The 16,191-nt window shown below is 74.5% G+C and carries 14 protein-coding genes; 7 read left to right on the top strand and 7 right to left on the bottom strand.

Annotated features, from left to right (window positions below):
- The first annotated feature begins 195 nt into the window (after nucleotides 1-195).
- From ACFYOV_RS24750 to ACFYOV_RS24730, 5 genes are all read left to right on the top strand, one after another.
- On the top strand, nucleotides 196-2,688 hold the full coding sequence (locus tag ACFYOV_RS24750) for a SpoIIE family protein phosphatase (RefSeq protein ID WP_389090745.1): 2,493 nt from the start codon (nucleotides 196-198) through the stop codon (nucleotides 2,686-2,688).
- Between the two features lie 158 nt (nucleotides 2,689-2,846).
- Complete coding sequence (locus ACFYOV_RS24745) at nucleotides 2,847-3,023, top strand: hypothetical protein (RefSeq protein ID WP_389090743.1); 177 nt, start codon at nucleotides 2,847-2,849, stop codon at nucleotides 3,021-3,023.
- Nucleotides 3,024-3,205: 182 nt separating this feature from the next.
- Nucleotides 3,206-3,979, top strand: a complete 774-nt coding sequence (locus tag ACFYOV_RS24740) for a GNAT family N-acetyltransferase (protein ID WP_389090742.1) — start codon at nucleotides 3,206-3,208, stop codon at nucleotides 3,977-3,979.
- The gene (locus ACFYOV_RS24735) at nucleotides 3,976-4,887 is read left to right on the top strand and encodes a lysophospholipid acyltransferase family protein (protein WP_389090739.1); all 912 of its coding nucleotides are present in this window, start codon (nucleotides 3,976-3,978) and stop codon (nucleotides 4,885-4,887) included. The genes ACFYOV_RS24740 and ACFYOV_RS24735 overlap by 4 nt, the downstream gene beginning before the upstream one ends.
- A gap of 126 nt (nucleotides 4,888-5,013) precedes the next feature.
- The gene (locus tag ACFYOV_RS24730) at nucleotides 5,014-6,330 is read left to right on the top strand and encodes a phytase (RefSeq protein ID WP_389090737.1); all 1,317 of its coding nucleotides are present in this window, start codon (nucleotides 5,014-5,016) and stop codon (nucleotides 6,328-6,330) included.
- A gap of 46 nt (nucleotides 6,331-6,376) precedes the next feature.
- On the opposite strand, the gene ACFYOV_RS24725 is transcribed toward ACFYOV_RS24730, so the two are convergent.
- The gene (locus ACFYOV_RS24725) at nucleotides 6,377-7,387 is read right to left on the bottom strand and encodes an LLM class flavin-dependent oxidoreductase (RefSeq protein WP_389090735.1); all 1,011 of its coding nucleotides are present in this window, start codon (nucleotides 7,385-7,387) and stop codon (nucleotides 6,377-6,379) included.
- Between the two features lie 71 nt (nucleotides 7,388-7,458).
- On the opposite strand from ACFYOV_RS24725, the gene ACFYOV_RS24720 reads away from it, so the two are divergent.
- The gene (locus ACFYOV_RS24720; RefSeq protein ID WP_389090733.1) at nucleotides 7,459-7,950 is read left to right on the top strand and encodes a hypothetical protein; all 492 of its coding nucleotides are present in this window, start codon (nucleotides 7,459-7,461) and stop codon (nucleotides 7,948-7,950) included.
- A gap of 154 nt (nucleotides 7,951-8,104) precedes the next feature.
- Here ACFYOV_RS24720 and ACFYOV_RS24715 read toward each other — a convergent pair whose 3' ends face one another.
- A complete protein-coding gene (locus ACFYOV_RS24715) occupies nucleotides 8,105-8,320 on the bottom strand; it encodes a dodecin (protein ID WP_389090730.1) in 216 nt (71 codons plus the stop codon).
- 233 nt (nucleotides 8,321-8,553) lie between these two features.
- Here ACFYOV_RS24715 and ACFYOV_RS24710 point away from each other — a divergent pair, with 233 nt between their 5' ends.
- The gene (locus ACFYOV_RS24710; protein ID WP_389090728.1) at nucleotides 8,554-9,816 is read left to right on the top strand and encodes an extracellular solute-binding protein; all 1,263 of its coding nucleotides are present in this window, start codon (nucleotides 8,554-8,556) and stop codon (nucleotides 9,814-9,816) included.
- A gap of 54 nt (nucleotides 9,817-9,870) precedes the next feature.
- Here ACFYOV_RS24710 and egtD read toward each other — a convergent pair whose 3' ends face one another.
- The 5 genes from egtD to ACFYOV_RS24685 all read right to left on the bottom strand — a co-directional run bounded on the left by egtD (nucleotide 9,871) and on the right by ACFYOV_RS24685 (nucleotide 16,187).
- Entirely contained in the window at nucleotides 9,871-10,833 is a 963-nt protein-coding gene (egtD, locus tag ACFYOV_RS24705; RefSeq protein WP_389090725.1) for an L-histidine N(alpha)-methyltransferase, read from the bottom strand.
- Nucleotides 10,830-11,648, bottom strand: coding sequence for an ergothioneine biosynthesis protein EgtC (gene egtC, locus ACFYOV_RS24700; RefSeq protein ID WP_389090723.1), 819 nt, complete (start codon nucleotides 11,646-11,648; stop codon nucleotides 10,830-10,832). Before egtC ends, egtD begins: the two co-directional genes overlap by 4 nt.
- Complete coding sequence (gene egtB / locus ACFYOV_RS24695; RefSeq protein ID WP_389090721.1) at nucleotides 11,648-12,964, bottom strand: ergothioneine biosynthesis protein EgtB; 1,317 nt, start codon at nucleotides 12,962-12,964, stop codon at nucleotides 11,648-11,650. The genes egtC and egtB overlap by 1 nt, the downstream gene beginning before the upstream one ends.
- Complete coding sequence (egtA, locus tag ACFYOV_RS24690; protein ID WP_389090719.1) at nucleotides 12,961-14,289, bottom strand: ergothioneine biosynthesis glutamate--cysteine ligase EgtA; 1,329 nt, start codon at nucleotides 14,287-14,289, stop codon at nucleotides 12,961-12,963. Before egtA ends, egtB begins: the two co-directional genes overlap by 4 nt.
- A gap of 1,457 nt (nucleotides 14,290-15,746) precedes the next feature.
- Nucleotides 15,747-16,187 (bottom strand): type II toxin-antitoxin system PemK/MazF family toxin, encoded by a 441-nt coding sequence (locus tag ACFYOV_RS24685; protein ID WP_389090850.1) that lies wholly within the window; start codon nucleotides 16,185-16,187, stop codon nucleotides 15,747-15,749.
- Nucleotides 16,188-16,191 lie beyond the last annotated feature (4 nt).

Raw genomic sequence — 16,191 nt, 5'->3', positions numbered from 1 at the left:
GTGCACGTGCCCCCGGGGGTCGCCCCGGCGAGGGGCGGCGCCTCCGTCCGGCCGGACGGCCCTGCGTGGCAGTCGGCCGGTTTGGATGCGACCGTGACGGCGGTGCGGGGGCTGTGCGCGACCGGACATGCGCCTTTCGCACTATTTAAGCTGATTCATGCAGAGGTGTGTGACATCCACAGGGACGAGCCAGCGGTGACAAGAGACCGGCAGGAGCCCGCACTGCCCGGCGTACATGGAGCGGAGCAGACAGACGGCCTGCCGTTCCACCCGCGCGTCCTGGCCGCCGCCCGGGTGGTTGCGGAGATCGCCTCCCTGGTGGCCGCCCTGCTGGGCACGGTGAGCCTCCTGGGATGGATCCTCGACGCCGACGCGCTGAAGAGCGTTCTGCCCGGTGTCGCGGTGTCCATGAAGCCGAACACCGCCGTGGCCCTCGTGGCGCTGGGCCTTTCCCTGCGCATGGTCGCCGGCGGTCCCGCCGCAGCCCGGACGACGGCCGCGGCCCGTGCGGCGGCGGCCCTGGCCGCGGCCATCGGTGCGCTGACCCTGCTGGAGTACGTGACCGGGGCGGGCCCGGCCCTCGACGAGTTCCTCTTCGATGACGACACCGCGCAGGTGCAGACGGGGACACCGGGGCGGATGGCACCAAACACAGCCGTGGCGCTGACGCTCGGAGGAGCCGCATCGCTGTGCGCGAGTACCTCCCGACTTCCCGCCTGGACGAGTCAGATTCCGGGCCTGGCCGTCGTGGCCGTCGGCATGCTGCGGCTCTACGGGGCCGCTTACGGGGTCCCCCAGTTGGAGCGGTTCGGCGCCTACACGGGCATGGCCCTGCACACGGCGCTGGCTCTCGTGCTGCTGGGCGCGGCCGCCTTTCTGGCCCGGCCGGACGAAGGGCTCGCGGGCCTGCTGACCAACGGGGGCACCACGGGCGCGCTGGGCCGCCGCCTGCTCGTCACCGCTCTGGTCGTGCCGCCGCTGCTGGGCTGGGGAATGGTGGCAGGCGAGGACGCCGGGCTCTTCGGGGCACACCTGGGTACCGCTCTGCTGGTGGTCGGCAACGCGGCGGCGTTCACCGGGATCGTCTTCGCGGCCCTGACCGTAGGCCGCCGCGTCGAGGTGGCGCACGCCCGCGCCGAATGGCAGGTACGCCAGAACGAACTCCTCCAGGCATTCATGGACCACACACCCGCGGCGGTGTTCATCAAGGACCTGGAGGGCCGCTACCTGGCGGTCAACACGACGTTCGAGGAGAGTCTGGGCCTGTCCCGCGACCGGGTGCTGGGCCGCCGGGACGACGAGGTCATGCCGCCCGCCCTCGCGCGTCAGGCGCGGGCGTCCGACGTCGCCATGCTCGCGGACGGCACGGCTGTGCAGCGGGAGGAGCTGCTCCCCCTGCCGGGGGGTCCACGCGACGTCCTCACCACCCTGTTCCCGCTCAATGACGCGACGGGCACGTCCTACGCCGTGTGCGGGGTGGTCACCGACATCACCGAACGAGTCGCGGCCCAGCGTGAGGTCCAGCGGGCCCACCGGCGTTTCCGCGCACTGCTGGAGTCCGCCCCCGACGCCACGCTGATCACGGACGACCGCGGCGTGATCATGATGGCCAACGCACAGGTGGAAAGCCTCTTCGGTCACGCTCCGGACGAACTGGTCGGCACGGAGGTCGTCGCCCTGGTGCCCGCTGCGCGGCGCCGACGGCACGGCGCGCTTCTCCACGCCTACCTGCGGCAGCGGGATCCGAAGCCGACGGTCCTGGACCGGGACCTGTACGGGTCGCACAGCGACGGCGGAGAGTTCCCCGTCGAGGTGAGCGTCAGCAGCCTGCAGTCCGGGCAGGAGGCGCTCGTGTTCCTGACCGTACGGGACATCACCGAGCGCAGACGGGTCGAGACCGAGCGCGCCGAGCGCTACGAGCAGCAACGACACATCGCCTACACGCTGCAGCGCAGCCTCATGGGGGAGCCGCCCCTCCTGCCCCATCTGCCCAGCGCCCACCGGTACCTTGCGTCCGCCCGGGGCCCCGGGGTGGGCGGCGACTGGTTCGACGTCATTCCCCTCGACGAGCGCCGCACCGGTGTCGTCATCGGCGACGTGATGGGCCGGGGCCTGGAAGCCGCGGCCGTCATGGGGCAGCTGCGTGCCGCCTCGCACGCGCTGGCCCGCACGGGTGCGACACCCAGCGCGCTGATGACGGGGCTGGACGCGTTCGTCGGCGACCTTGCGGACCAGCTCGTCACCTGCACCTACCTGGTGATCGACCAGGGTGCCCGCGCGGTCACCCTGTGCTCCGCCGGGCACCTGCCCGTCATCGTCCTGCACCGCGAGGGGCCCGCCCGTCGGCTGGGGGCGCCTGCCGGTGTGCCGCTGGGCGTCAACGAGGCTTCCGTGGGTGGCGTGCCGTACGAGGAGATCACCCAGCCGCTTCCAGCGGGCAGCACCCTCGTGCTCTACACCGACGGGCTGGTCGAACGGCCCGGCACCGACATCGACGCCCAGATCGACGTCCTCATCCACACCGCCGACGTCGCACTGAAAGGTGCCTCCATGGACGCGAACACCCTCGACATGGCGGCGTCCCGGCTGATCGGGACCCTCATCCATGACACGGCCGCCCACGACGACGACGTGACGCTGCTCCTGATCGGTGTGCCCGAGCCGGACGGCGAGGCCGCCTGCCCCTGATCACCGATCCGGCCGACGTCGTGGGACGCTCGCACGCAACCCGGCTCGGCGGTCCCGAGCTGCACCCGGCCGGTGCGCGGGATCATGCCGCAGGATGTCCGCACCGTGATGCAGCATGCCCCGTGCACCAGTGAACGGTGCACACCCCGGTCGAGTTCGTGTCGGAGCAAGGGGGTCGGCCGAGCCGGCTCGACCTGTCTCGACACGGTGGGCGCACCGTCGAGGGCGTCGCCGGCCGCGTCGCCCAGCGCGTGCCGGCCATGGCCGCCGCGATCTGGTACACCTTCCGGACCGGCCAGGCGGTCGGCCGCTCACCGACCGCCTACGAGCACTGACGGTGTGCGGCATAACTCGTCCAGCGGCGGCCGCCGCGTCCGCCGTTCAACAGCCTCACATCCACGCTCCCGGCACTGGTCACGTACACGCCAACCGGCATCGGGAGAACAGGAGCGGCGGACCGTGCCTCACGGTCCGTGCCCGATCCCGCCGTATCCGGCCCGTGCCCAGGAGTCCCGCCATGACCGGCGTCACCACGCTCGACCGGCCCCCGCAGCCCGCGGCGCCCACCCGCTACACCGTCTCCCTCGCCCGCGACGAGGAGGACGTGCGCGCCGCGCAGCGGCTGCGGCACGACGTCTTCGCGGGCGAGATGGGCGCCCTGCTGTCCAGCCCGCAGCCCGGGCTGGACGTCGACCCCTTCGACGCGTACTGCGACCACCTCCTCGTGCGCGAGCAGACCGGTGGACAGGTCGTCGGCACCTACCGGCTGCTGCCGCCGCAGCGCGCTGCGGTCGCCGGACGGCTCTACGCCGACGGCGAGTTCGACCTCTCCGCGCTCGACGCCATCCGGCCCGGGCTCGTCGAGGTGGGCCGCTCCTGCGTGCACCCGGGCCACCGCGACGGCGCGGTCATCGGTCTGATCTGGGCGGGCATCGCCCGCTACATGACCGACCACGGCCACGCCTGGCTGGCCGGCTGCTGCTCCGTCCCGCTCGCCGACGGGGGCATCCTGGCCTCCGCCACCTGGGACCGGGTGCGCACCGGGCACCTGGCCCCCGAGGAGTACCGGGTACGCCCCCGGCTGCCCTGGCGGCCGGCCGCGTCGGAGCCCGCCGCCCGCGCCGAACTGCCCGCCCTCCTGCGCGGCTACCTGCGCCTCGGCGCCTGGGTGTGCGGGGAACCCGCGCACGACCCCGACTTCGGGGTCGCCGACCTGTACGTGCTGCTGCCGATGAGCCGGGTGAACCCGCGCTATATGCGGCACTTCCTCTCCCTCGCCCCGGCCCGGTGAGCGCCTGGTCGCCCGTCGCGCCCTGCACCCCCGCGGGCTGCGTGGAGCCGGCCGTGGTGCGGGGCGCGGGACGCGCGGCACTGCGGCTCGCGGCCGTCACCGCCCTCGTCCTGGCCGGGATCGCCCTGCTGCCGGCCGGACGGCGGATCCCCGCGGAGCTGACGCGCCGGTGGTGCCGGTGGATCCTGTGGGCGGCCGGCGTCCGGGTGCGGCTCACCGGTGGCGCCGCGCCCGCCGGCGGACTGCTGATCGTCGCCAACCACATCTCCTGGCTGGACGTGCCGCTGCTCGCGGCGGTGCGGCCCGCCCGCATGCTGGCCAAGGCGGAGATCCGGCGCTGGCCGGTCGCGGGAGCGCTGGCGGCGCGCGGCGGCACCCTCTTCATCGAGCGGGACGGGCTGCGGACCCTGCCCGGCACGGTCGCCCGGATCGCCGGGGCGCTGCGTGAGGGCGCCGCGGTCGCGGCCTTCCCGGAGGGCAGCACCTGGTGCGGGCGGGCCCGGGGGCGGTTCCGCCGGGCGGTGTTCCAGGCCGCCCTGGACGCCGGAGTGCCGGTCCAGCCCGTCCGGATCCGTTACCGCCTCACCGGGGGAGCGGTCACCACGGTGCCCGCGTTCGTGGGCGACGACCCGCTGCTCGCCTCTGTGTGGCGGGTGGTGTCGGCGCGGGGGCTGGTGGCCGAGGTGGACGTGCGCCCGGCGCTGGCACCGCACGGTGCGGCCGACCGGCGCGCACTGGCCGCCGCCGCCCGAGCAGCCCTGTGCGAGGACACCGGGGCCCCCGTGACCGGAGGACGGCATGCCGAGCGTCCCGCGGGTGCGGCGGCCCCGGCCGCGGTGCGGGCAGGGTCCGCAGGTACTCGGCAGGAACGGCGGCACGCTCACGGACGAGCCCCTCACCCGGGTTGATCCACCCGCCCGGCCGGGGCGACGGGACGGGCCCCGGGGAGCCACGCCGCGTTCACGTTCGCGCAATCCCGCCTGCACCGGCCGCCCCTAACCTCTCGCGCGGCCCTTCCCCTACCGAGGAGTATCGTGAGCGCTTCCGCTCTGACCGCGCTGACCGCCGCGTTCCTGATGGTCACCCCGGCCGCCGCCCAGCAGCCCGTGTCCACCGCCGCGCGCGTCGAGACGCCCGCCGTGTACGACGACGCGGCGGGCGGCAACGCCGACGCCGACGACCCGGCGGTCTGGGTCGACCCCGCCCACCCCGGCCGCAGCCTCGTCATCGGCACCCTGAAGAAGGCCGGACTCGACGTCCACGGCCTCGACGGCAGGCGCCTCCAGCACATAGCCGCTCCCGCGGCCCCCGGCGAGGACGCCGCGCCGGGCCGCTTCAACAACGTCGACGTCGTCTACGGCTTCGAACTGAATGGCCGCAGGACCGACCTGGCGCTCGTCAGTGACCGGGGCCGGGACCGCATCCGGGCCTACGCCATCGACCCGGCCGCCGTCGCCGCGGGCCGGCCGCCCCTGAGGGACGTCACCGCCGCCGACGTCGCCCCGGTGTTCGCCGCGAGCGAGGCGGACGTCGACGAGCAGCGCACCGCCTACGGACTGGCCGCCTACACCGATGACGACGACGCGTACGTCACCGTCTCGCAGCGCTCGGAGACCCGCGTGCGCCTGCTCCGGCTGGAGGACCGCGGCGGCCGGGTCGGCTACCGCACCGAGGACACCCTCGCGCTGCCCTCCTCCTTCCGCCTGCCGAACGGCACCACCTGGACGCCGTGTGCCGACCCCGGGGAGGGCCCGCAGGTCGAGGGGATGGCCGTGGACCAGGAGGACCACGTGCTGTACGCGGCACAGGAGGACGTCGGCCTGTGGCGCGTCGACCTCGACGACGAGGAGTTCGGGACGCCGCGGCTGCTCGACCGCGTCCGCGAGTACGGCACGCCGTGGACGTACGACGAGGTCGAGGAGGAGTGCGTCCTCGACACCGCGAACGACCCCGGTCTCGGCGGTGACCGGCTGGGCGCCGACGCCGAGGGCGTGACCGTCTACCACGCCGGTGACGGTGCCGGGTACGTCCTCGCCTCCAGCCAGGGCGACAACACCTACGCCGTCTACCGGCGCGAAGGCGGCAACGCCTACGTCGGGTCCTTCGCCGTCGCCGACGGCCCGGCGACGGACGGCGTACAGCACTCCGACGGCTCCACCGTGGCCAACGTGCCACTGGGGGCGACCTTCCCCCAGGGCCTGTTCGTCACCCACGACGGCGAGGCGACCCCGGCCGACGGCGATCGGGAGGCCACCAACTTCAAGCTGGTGCCCTGGGACGCGGTCGCCGGCGCGTTCCCCGAGCCGCTGACGGTGGACACCGGGTCGTTCGACCCGCGCGACGCCGACTGAGCCCACCGGACCGCCGCCCGGACCGCGCCCCGGCGGGCCGGGCGGTTCAGTGGCCGACGACCGCCGCGAGCCGCCGGTAGGAGTCCAGCAGGGCGGCCCGGTCGTAGGTGCTGGTCGTGACCAGGACCTCCTGGGCGCCCGTCTCCTTCAGCACCGTCTCCAGCTCGTGCGCGACCTGCTCCTCGGTGCCGGCGATGTGCCCGGTCAGGCCGGAGGCGTACAACTCCCGTTCCCTCGCGGACATCCGGCCGGACCGCGCCAGCTCCTCGACCCGCTCGGCGGGCGGCAGCGGCGGGAAGGTGCCGTGGGTGCGGGAGTACGCCATCGACCAGGCCTCCGGAAGCAGCAGCCGACGAGCCCGACCGGGGGTGGCGGCCACCGCGACCGTGCCGGAGACGACGACGTACGGCTCGCTCGCCCACGGGGAGGGGCGGAAGTGGGCGCGGTAGTGGTCGACGCCGCGGCGCATCCGCTCGCGGTCGCGCAGGTCGCCGATCACCAGGGGCAGGCCCGCGCGGGCCGCGACGACGGCGCCCTCTCCCACGGCCAGCACGAACGGCGGCACGGTCAGGCCCTCGGCCGGGCGGGCGTGCACGCCGGTCGGCGACGTCCCGCGGAACCAGCCGAGCAGTTCCTCGACCAGGGCCGCGAAGTCCTCGGCGTCGCTCCTGTCCCGGCCGAGCGCCTTGCGCACCCCGTCGGTGAAGCCGACCGAGCGGCCCAGGCCCATGTCGATCCGGCCGGGGAACAGCGACTCCAGCACCCCGAACTGCTCGGCCACCACGAGCGGTCGGTGGTTGGGCAGCATCACCCCGCCGGTGCCGACACGGATGGTGCGGGTCGCCGAGGCCACGGCGGCGGCCAGCACGGTCGGCGCGGAACCCGCCACGCCGGGCACCCCGTGGTGCTCGGAGACCCAGAACCGGTGGAAGCCGAGCCGCTCCGCCTCCCCGGCCAGCTCGACGGTGTCGCGCAGTGCCTCGGCGCCGGTGTGCCCCTCGCGGATCCGGGAGCGGTCGAGGACGGAGAAACGGGTCGCGGCGATCAGGGAACTCACACCCGGTGCAACGCCACGCGTGCCGAGGCATTCCCCGCCGCGTCGTTTCGGGCCGTGTCTAGGGTGGACCCGTGACCGAGAGCAGCAAGCGCCCGCTGGCCGTCTTCGACCTGGACAACACCCTCGCCGACACCGCCCACCGGCAGCGGTTCCTGGAGCGCAGGCCGCGCGACTGGGACGCGTTCTTCGCCGCCGCCCCGCAGGATCCCCCGCTCACGGAGGGCATCGCCCTGGTGCGGGAGAGCGCCCGCGAGTGCGAGATCGTGTACCTCACCGGACGGCCCGAGTGGTGCCGCCGCGACACGCTCGACTGGCTCGCCGCCCACGGGCTGCCCGAGGGGCCCCTCCACATGCGCGGCAACGCCGACCGCAGGCCCGCCCGCCACACCAAGCTGGCCGTCCTGCGCCGCCTCGCCCGCACCCGGGAGATCCGCGTCCTCGTGGACGACGACGCGCTGGTCTGCGAAGACGCCCGCCGCGCCGGCTTCACCGTCCTCCAGGCACGCTGGACGGCTCCGTCGGGCGAGCTCCGGCAGGCGCAGGAGAAGGAGGGCCGCACCTGACCCGGGGTTGCCGTGAACCGGACCCGGGGCGTGCCCTGGGAGGTTCGCGGCGGGCGGCAGGCTCGTGGGCCGGTCGCCGGCTGCGAGTGAGCCTGCCGGGGCCCGTCCCGCCCCGTTCGCGCCCGTAGGCCGGCCCTCACCCGCGGGCCGGTCCCTACGCCGACTCCTCCAGGCGGAAGCCCACCTTCAGACCCACCTGCCAGTGGGCGATGCGCCCCTCCTCGATCTGGCCGCGCACCTGCGTGACCTCGAACCAGTCCAGGTTGCGCAGCGTCTGCGAGGCGCGTTCGATGCCGTTGCGGACGGCCTGGTCGACGCCCTCCGGTGACGTGCCGACGATCTCCGTGACCCGGTAGGTGTGGTTCGACATGCGGGTGCTCCTCTCCCCGGCGGCAGTCGCCGACGCGATGGTGTCGCCTTGTGTCACGCGTCACTCCACCGTGCCCCAAGCCGTGGTGGAGCGCGAGACGTCGGCCCCGGACGCGGGACCCCCTTGACCCCTCGCATTGGTCCATACCAGAATCCCGGGACACCCGTACGAGCCGTCGGCTCACCCCCCACGTCGGGCTTCCGCCCTGTCCGTCAGACAGAAACAGGACCCCCGTGAGACGTCGCCTGCTCGCCCTCGTCTGTGCGTCCGCCACCCTGCTCAGCGGCTGCGGCCTGATGCCGGGGGACGACAGCGGTCCACGGCGGACGGTCACCGTGTGGCTCATGCGGCACAGTGCCTCCCAGGAGTTCCTGGACCGCTTCACCGAGGACTTCGAGCGCACCCACCCGGACCTCGACGTCGATATCCGCATCCAGGAGTGGACCGGCATCGGCGAGAAGGTGCAGAGCGCGCTCGACGCGCAGGAGGGCGCCGGTCCCGACGTCATCGAGGTCGGCAACACCCAAGTGGCGCAGTACGCCGAGGGCGACGGACTGCTCGACCTCACGCTGGAGTCGATGCGGGACTGGGGCCGCAGCGAGTGGCTGCCGGGTCTCGCCGAGCCGGGACAGTGGGGATCCCAGCAGTTCGGCATCCCCTGGTACGCCGCCAACCGCGTCGTCATCTACCGCAAGGACCTCTTCCGGCAGGCCGGCATCACCGCCCCGCCCAGGACCCGCGACGAGTGGCTCACCCTCACCGAGGAGCTCGACACCGGCGGGAACCAGGGCATCTACCTGGCCGGACAGGACTGGTACACGCTCGCCGGCTTCATCTGGGAGGAGGGTGGCGACCTCGCCGAGCAACGCAACGGCGTCTGGCGGGGCACCCTGGACACCCCGGCCGCGCTGCGCGGCATGGACTTCTACCGCAGGCTCCAGGCGCTGGGCGACGGCCCGGTCGACGCCGACGAGGAACACCCGCCGCAGGCCGGTGTGTTCGCCGAGGGCAGGACCGCCCAGATCGTGGCGGTGCCGGGACTGACCGCCACCATCCTCCAGAAGAACCCCGGACTCAAGGGAGAACTGGGCTACTTCCCCGTCCCCGGCAGCGAACCGGGCGGACCCGGGGCCGTGTTCACCGGCGGTTCCGATCTCGTCGTCCCGGCGAACACCGACGACAAGGAGGGCGCCGTCGCGGTCGTCGCCGCGCTCGCCGGCGAGAAGTGGAACACCGACCTGGCCCGCACCATGAACTACGTGCCCAACAAGACCACCCTCGCCGACGCGGTGGCCGGTGAGGAGGCGGTCGCCGCCATGGCGGCCGGGGCCGCGCGCGGCCGGGCCACCCCCGCCACACCCCGGTGGGGCGCGGTGGAGGCCGACAACCCGATCAAGGCGTACATGACCGAGGTGCTCACCGGGGCCGACCCGGCGACGGAGGCGGCCCGCGCCTCCCGCCGGATCACCGAGACCCTCGACCTGGACCCGCAGTAGGCACCCCCGGAACGGCGGGGGCCGCGCCGGGCCCCCGCCACCGGAGGGCGCCGGTCAGCGCGCCACGCTCAGCGACAGCGCGAACCGGCCCTCCGCGTCCGTCCACCACCGGGTCATCTCCAGCCCCGCCGCCGACAGTTCCGCGCGCACGCCCTCCTTGCGGAACTTCGCCGACACCTCGGTGCGCAGTTCCTCGCCCGCCTCGAACTCGACGGCCAGGTTCAGCGCGGGAATCTTCACCGTCTGCGCCTCGCGGGAGCGCAGCCGCATCTCGATCCACTCGTGCTCGGCGTCCCACAGGGCCACGTGGTCGAAGGCGGACGGGTCGAAGTCGGCACCCAGCTCCCGGTCGATGACGGTCAGCACGTTCTTGTTGAAGGCGGCCGTCACCCCGGCCGCGTCGTCGTACGCCCTGACCAGGGCCGCCTCGTCCTTGACCAGGTCCGTGCCCAGGAGCAGGGCGTCGCCCGGGGCGAGGAGCGCGCGGACCGAGGCGAGGAACCCGGCCCGCTCGGCGGGCAGCAGATTGCCGATCGTGCCGCCGAGAAACGCCACCAGCCGCGGTCCCGGCGTCTCCGGCAGCACCAGCCGGGCGGTGAAGTCCGCGATCAGCGCGTGGACTTCGAGCCCCGGCCGCTCGGCGACAAGTGCCTCGCCCGCCCGGGTGAGGGCGCTCTCGCTGACGTCGACGGGGACGTAGGCGCGCAGGCCGGTGAGGGCGTCGAGCAGGTGACGCGTCTTCTCCGAGGAGCCCGAACCCAGTTCGACCAGCGTGCGGGCACCCGAGGCCGCCGCGATCTCGCCGGACCGGGTGAGCAGGATTTCGCGCTCGGCGCGCGTCGGGTAGTACTCGGGCAACTCGGTGATCCGCTCGAACAGTTCACTGCCGTGCGCGTCGTAGAACCACTTCGGCGGCAGCGTCCGGGGCCGGGCGGACAGGCCCTCACGGACGTCGGCGCGCAGAGCGGCGCCGGTGGCGTCCTCGGGCAGGGTGCGGGTGAGACGGAACGGGCTCACGTACAGGGCTCCTTGCGTGATGCGGGGGAGGGGGCCGTGTCGCCGCGCGGCTCCTCGGCCTGGTCGCTCGGTTCCTTGAGGGGGGTCAGCAGCACATCGGCGCCGCTCGCCGCGAGCAGCGTGCGGTCGGGGACCTCGCGCCAGTGCGGATCGTCGTCGTAGGGCTCGGACGCCACGACGGTGCCGCCGCCGGGCCGGGTCAGGTACCACAGGGTGTCGCCCCAGGCGGTCGCGGTGACGGTGTCTCCGTTGGTGAGCAGCAGGTTGAGACGGGCGGCCGGCGCCGCCGCGGCGACCTCCAGCACCGTGTCCGCCAGTGCCTGCCCCTCGGGGTCACCGGCCCGCAGGCGGGCAAGTACCAGGGCCCAGACGAACGCGGAGTCGTTGCGCGCCTCCATCGACAGCAGGTCCACCGCGGGCAGGGAGGCGACGAGCGGGGCGAGCGAGCCCGGCCAGCCCGGCACGGCCCCGTTGTGGCTGAACAGCCAGGGGCCCGCGGCGAAGGGCGCCGCCGCGGCCTCCGCGTCGGCCCCCGACAGGGTCGCGTCCCGTACGGCCGCGAGCAGCGAGGTGGTCCGTACGACCCGGGCGAGATCCGCGAACGACAGGTCCGCCCAGACCGGCCCCGCCCTGCGGTAGCGGGCCGGCACCGGATCCCCCGGCGCGTACCAGCCGACGCCGAAGCCGTCCGCGTTGACCGTCCCGTACCGCTGGTGCCGGGGCGCCCACGACTGGCGGTACAGGGCGTGCGGCGGCTCCACGAGGAGCCGCCCCAGTGGCTCCTCGGGTCCCACGTAGGCCACATGACGGCACATCAGGCCTCCCCCGACCGCGCCGTGCGGAATCCGGAGAAGATCTGCCGTCGGATCGGGTAGTCCCAGTTGCGGAACGTGCCCCGGCAGGCCACCGGGTCCACGGCGAACGAGCCGCCGCGCAGCACCTTGTACTCGGGCCCGAAGAACACCTCCGAGTACTCCTTGTACGGGAACGCCCGGAACCCGGGGTACGGCAGGAAGTCGCTCGCCGTCCACTCCCAGACGTCCCCGATCAACTGGCGCACACCGAGGGGGGATTCACCGGCCGGAAAACTCCCGGCCGGGGCGGGCCGCAGATGCCGCTGACCGAGGTTGGCGTGCTCGGGTCCGGGGTCGGCGTCGCCCCACGGAAAGCGCGTCGAACGGTCGCCGGCCGGGTCGTGGCGGGCGGCCTTCTCCCACTCGGCCTCGGTGGGCAGCCGGCGCCCGGCCCAGCGGGCGTAGGCGTCGGCCTCGTACCAGCACACGTGCAGCACCGGCTCGTCGGGCGGCACGACCTCGGTGACACCGAAACGGCGCCGGATCCACTGCCGGCCGTCCCGGCGCCAGAACAGTGGGGCGGTGATGGAGTGGCGGCGGATGTGCGCCCAGCCCTCCGCCGCCCACCAGCGCGGGTCGTCGTAGCCGCCGTCCTCGATGAACGCCTGGTAGGCGGCGTTGGTCACCGGCGTGGTGTCGATGTGGAACGGCGCCACCTCGCGCCGGTGCGCGGGGCGTTCGTTGTCCAGCGCCCACGGCTCGGTCGACGTGCCCATCGTGAACGGGCCACCGGGGACCAGCACTTCGGCCGGGCCGGTGAACAGCGGCACCGGGTCTGGGTCCGGGGCGGTCAGCGCCTGCGGCCCGCGGCGGAGCTGATGGGTGATCAGCATGGTCTCGTCGTGCTGCTGTTCGTGCTGCGCGATCATCCCGAAGGCGAAGCCGGCCTCCGTCAGCCGCGTCCCGCCGAACGCGGTCCTCTCCAGCACGTCGAGCACCCGGCCGCGCACGTCGGCGGCGTACCGGCGGGCCTCGTCCGGTGGGAGCAGGGGCAACCGGGGGCGTTCGGCGCGCGGGTGCTCGAAGGCGTCGTAGAGGTGGTCGATCTCGGGCCGTATCGCCTCCTGGCCGGCGACGGCCCGCAGCAGCCACTGCTCCTCCTGGTTGCCGATGTGGGCGAGGTCCCACACCAGCGGCGACATCAGCGGTGAGTGCTGCGCGGTCAGGTCGGGTTCGTCGACGCAGTCGGTGAGCAGCGTGGTGCGGTCCCGAGCCGTGACGAGCGAGGTGACCGCGCGCTCACGCAGGCTGTCGGCGTCGAGGGCGGGGTCGGTCATGGGCGGGTGTCCTTCCGGTGCGGGTGCGTCGCGTGCGGGCGGCCGTCGGCACGGCGGTGTTCGTCGCGCAGCCGGTCGAGCAGGTCGTCGGCGGGGCAGCGGCCCCGGGCGACATAGCGGTCCAGGTGTGCCGCGACCGCGTCGGTGACCTCGGTGGTGGCCCCGAGCCCCGGCAGGGCCCGCAGCGCCGCCCCGAAGCAGAGGACGGCCACCTCGCGCAGCTCCGGGTCGGCGAGGCCGTCGCGGGCCGCGTCCCGCCACAGCGGGTTGTGCGGCGCGGGCCTGCCCAGCGCCCGCTCGGCCAGCGGCTTCACCGCCCGGTAGGCGGTTTCCGCGGCCTCGGGATCGTCGAACAGCGCCGCCGTCACGGCCAGCGGCACGATCCAGCCGTCGTCCCCGGGCTGCGCGTCGATCATCCGCAGCTCCAGGTGGCCGCGCGGCCTTACCGGCGGGAACAACGTCGTGACGTGGTAGTCGAGGTCCTCCCGGGTCGGCGGCCGGGGCACCCGGGACCGGATCCACTCCCGGAAGGTGAGCCCCGCGGGCACGTCCCACGACCCGCCGCGGTGCCGTACGCACATCACCGGGGCGTCCAGGACGTGCCCGGCCCAGGCACCGCGGGGGTCGGTGTTCAGCGGGGGACCACCGGCCCGCCCGGCGCCGATCTGGGCCCAGCGCAACTGACGCGTGGACAGCCAGCCGGTGGGCCGGTCACCGGCCAGCGGGGAGTTGGCGAACGCGGCTACCAGTACCGCGCCCAGCTGGTGCGCGAGCCACCAGCGCCGCACGTGGCCGATCGGGCCGGGCTCCTCGTGTCCGGCGTCCACGCACACCTGCACGGAGGCGGAGGCGCACATCATGGCGCGGCCGGCCGGTCCGGTGCGGTCCAGACAGGCCTCCATGGCGTCGTAGCGCGGTTCGCGCAGGAACCGGCGCGGAGTGTGCCAGGGGTGGTGGCCGAGGCCGACGAGACGCAGACCGTCCTCGCGCAGGACCGCGCGGACGGCGTCCAGGTCGGCGGAGACGGTGCGGATGCACTCCATCAGCGAGGCGGCGGGCGGCGAGCTCAGTTCCAGCTGGCCGCCGGGTTCGACGGTGAGCGCCGATCTCCGGGACACGGTCCGCAGTGCGGCGTAGGCCGCTTCGAGCCGTTCGGATGTTACGGGGAGCCGCGGGTCGCGCGACTCGTGGACCAGCCATTCCACCTCGACTCCGAGGCGGCGGGGCGGTCCGGTCTTGAAGCAGATGCCCCGGACCAGGGCTTCCGCCTCGGCTTCGCCGAGGGCGGTACGCGGCTCGGTACAGCCACGTGCCGAATGGGACATGTCGGTATCCTCCTGAGATTCCACCATGTCGCCGGCTCGGGGTCCTCGGTCCGGGCCGGCATCAACCCGTACCACCCAAGACCCTCACGTCGCCGGGCACAAGGGCGCCTCACGGGGCGCAGGGGGCCGCTCGTCCCTCCGTCCTGCCCGTTTCCTGGGCTCCGTCCGTGTGTTTGCGGAGAGTTTCCCCGGGCGGAAATTCCGTTGCGTCGCATCACCAGCATCACCCACGATGCCTCCGTGAGCACGACGGGGAGGAACGCGCGGCGCACGGTCACGGCGGCTACGGGGGTGGCGCCGTGAGCGCGCGGCTGCGTGCCCCGGCGTGCGGGAGAAGGGCGGACGCCGGGCTTCCACCGTGCGTCCGGCGGTGGGAGGTCTCCCTCGCGGCGGTGATCCCGGGCGCCCTGGACGGCACGCGGACGTGCGGGCCGTAAGGGGCCGCAGGCGGTGACGCTCCCCGGGAGCCGGCAGGTGCGGAGCCGGGCGGAGGCCACCGGCGAGAGCGGCCTGTAGGCCGCGCGGCAGTCGACCGCGCGACCGGCCGGGCCGGACATCCCGCGCGGCCGGGCCGCGGTGCCGGGCCTCGTCTCCGTGCGCCACCCCGGCGGCGGCCACCTCGACGGCGCGCAGGTCGCGGACAGGTCCGGTGCCGCGCCTCCGCGCCGTACCGGTGCCTGCTGCGGGCCCCGGCTCCCACGACCGCCGGCAGACCACCGGGGCCCGTCGCCCCCGGGACGAGTCATCCACGCGCCCGCCGTTCCGGTCCTCCGTGACGGCCACGGCCGTCTCCTGGACGAGCCGTACCCGGCCGGCTTCCTCATCCCCCCGGCGCGGGACACGGCGTGGTTCCGTGGAGGTCCCTGGGCGAGGCCGGTGGGGTGCGGGTCCCTGGTGGTCCGGGTCGGGCGAATGCCGGTGCATGCGCCCCCGTGTCACCGTGCGGGCTGGTGCCCGCTGCCTGAGGTGTGGCGTTGCCGTGACAACCCGACAGCGGTGTGGGGACGCCTTCCGGCGACTTTCCCAAGCCCGGCGGGCCCTTCGCCCGGGCGGCTGGTGCCCGGCGCCTGGGGCTGGGGTGTGTTCCTCGACGACCCGGGGGCGGTGGCGGGCGCGTTCCGGGCGCGTTCCGGAGCCCCGGGGGGCCTGTGCCTGGGCCTTCGCCGGGACGGCCTCGAGTGGGCCGGTGGATGCGGTGGGCCCCTGGTGGTCCGGGCTGGGCGAATGTGCCGGAGGCTGCCGCTCCTGCATACCGGCGGCTGGTGCCCGGCGCCTGGGGCTGCGGTGTGTTCCTCGACGACCGGGGGCGGTGGCGGGCCGCGTTCCGGAGCCCGGCGGGCCTGCGTCGGGGAGCTGCACCACGGGAGCTCCGGCAGGCGGGCTCGCACCCGGGGTGGCGGGCTCCACCCGGCGTTCGTCGACGCGGTCGCGCTCCTCGCCGTCGCGGACGGCGGGCGTCAGCTCCAGCCGTAGCGCTCGCGCAGCCGGCGGCGCACCAGGTCGAACCGCATCCGGTCCAGGGCGCACGCCTCCCGGCGCATGCCCTCCTCGTGCAGGCGCAGGACCCGGGCCACGCCCACCCACGACGCGCGGCCCGACCGGTCCCAGGGCCCGCTGCCGATCGGCACCCACTCCCGGTCGCCGTCGCGCGGCCTGCTGGAGAGCTGCACGGCGAGGAAGGTCCCGGCCGCCTCCCGGGCGACGACCAGCACCGGCCGGTCCTTGCCCCGCCCGTCGTCCTCGGCGTAGGGCACCCAGGTCCAGACGATCTCGCCGGGGTCGGGATCACCGTCGTGCGCGGGCGAGTACTCCGTGCGCACCGGACCCACCTCCCGCGGGTCGGTCTCGACGGTGGCGCTGGGCCCGTGGCGGCCCGGTACGTCCTCAGCGGCGAACATCACG

This window comes from Streptomyces sp. NPDC005931, from assembly GCF_042871235.1.
Classification (GTDB): Bacteria; Actinomycetota; Actinomycetes; order Streptomycetales; family Streptomycetaceae; genus Streptomyces.
The sequence above is the reverse complement of the archived record's forward strand: the minus strand, read 5'-3'. Positions and strand labels throughout refer to the sequence as shown.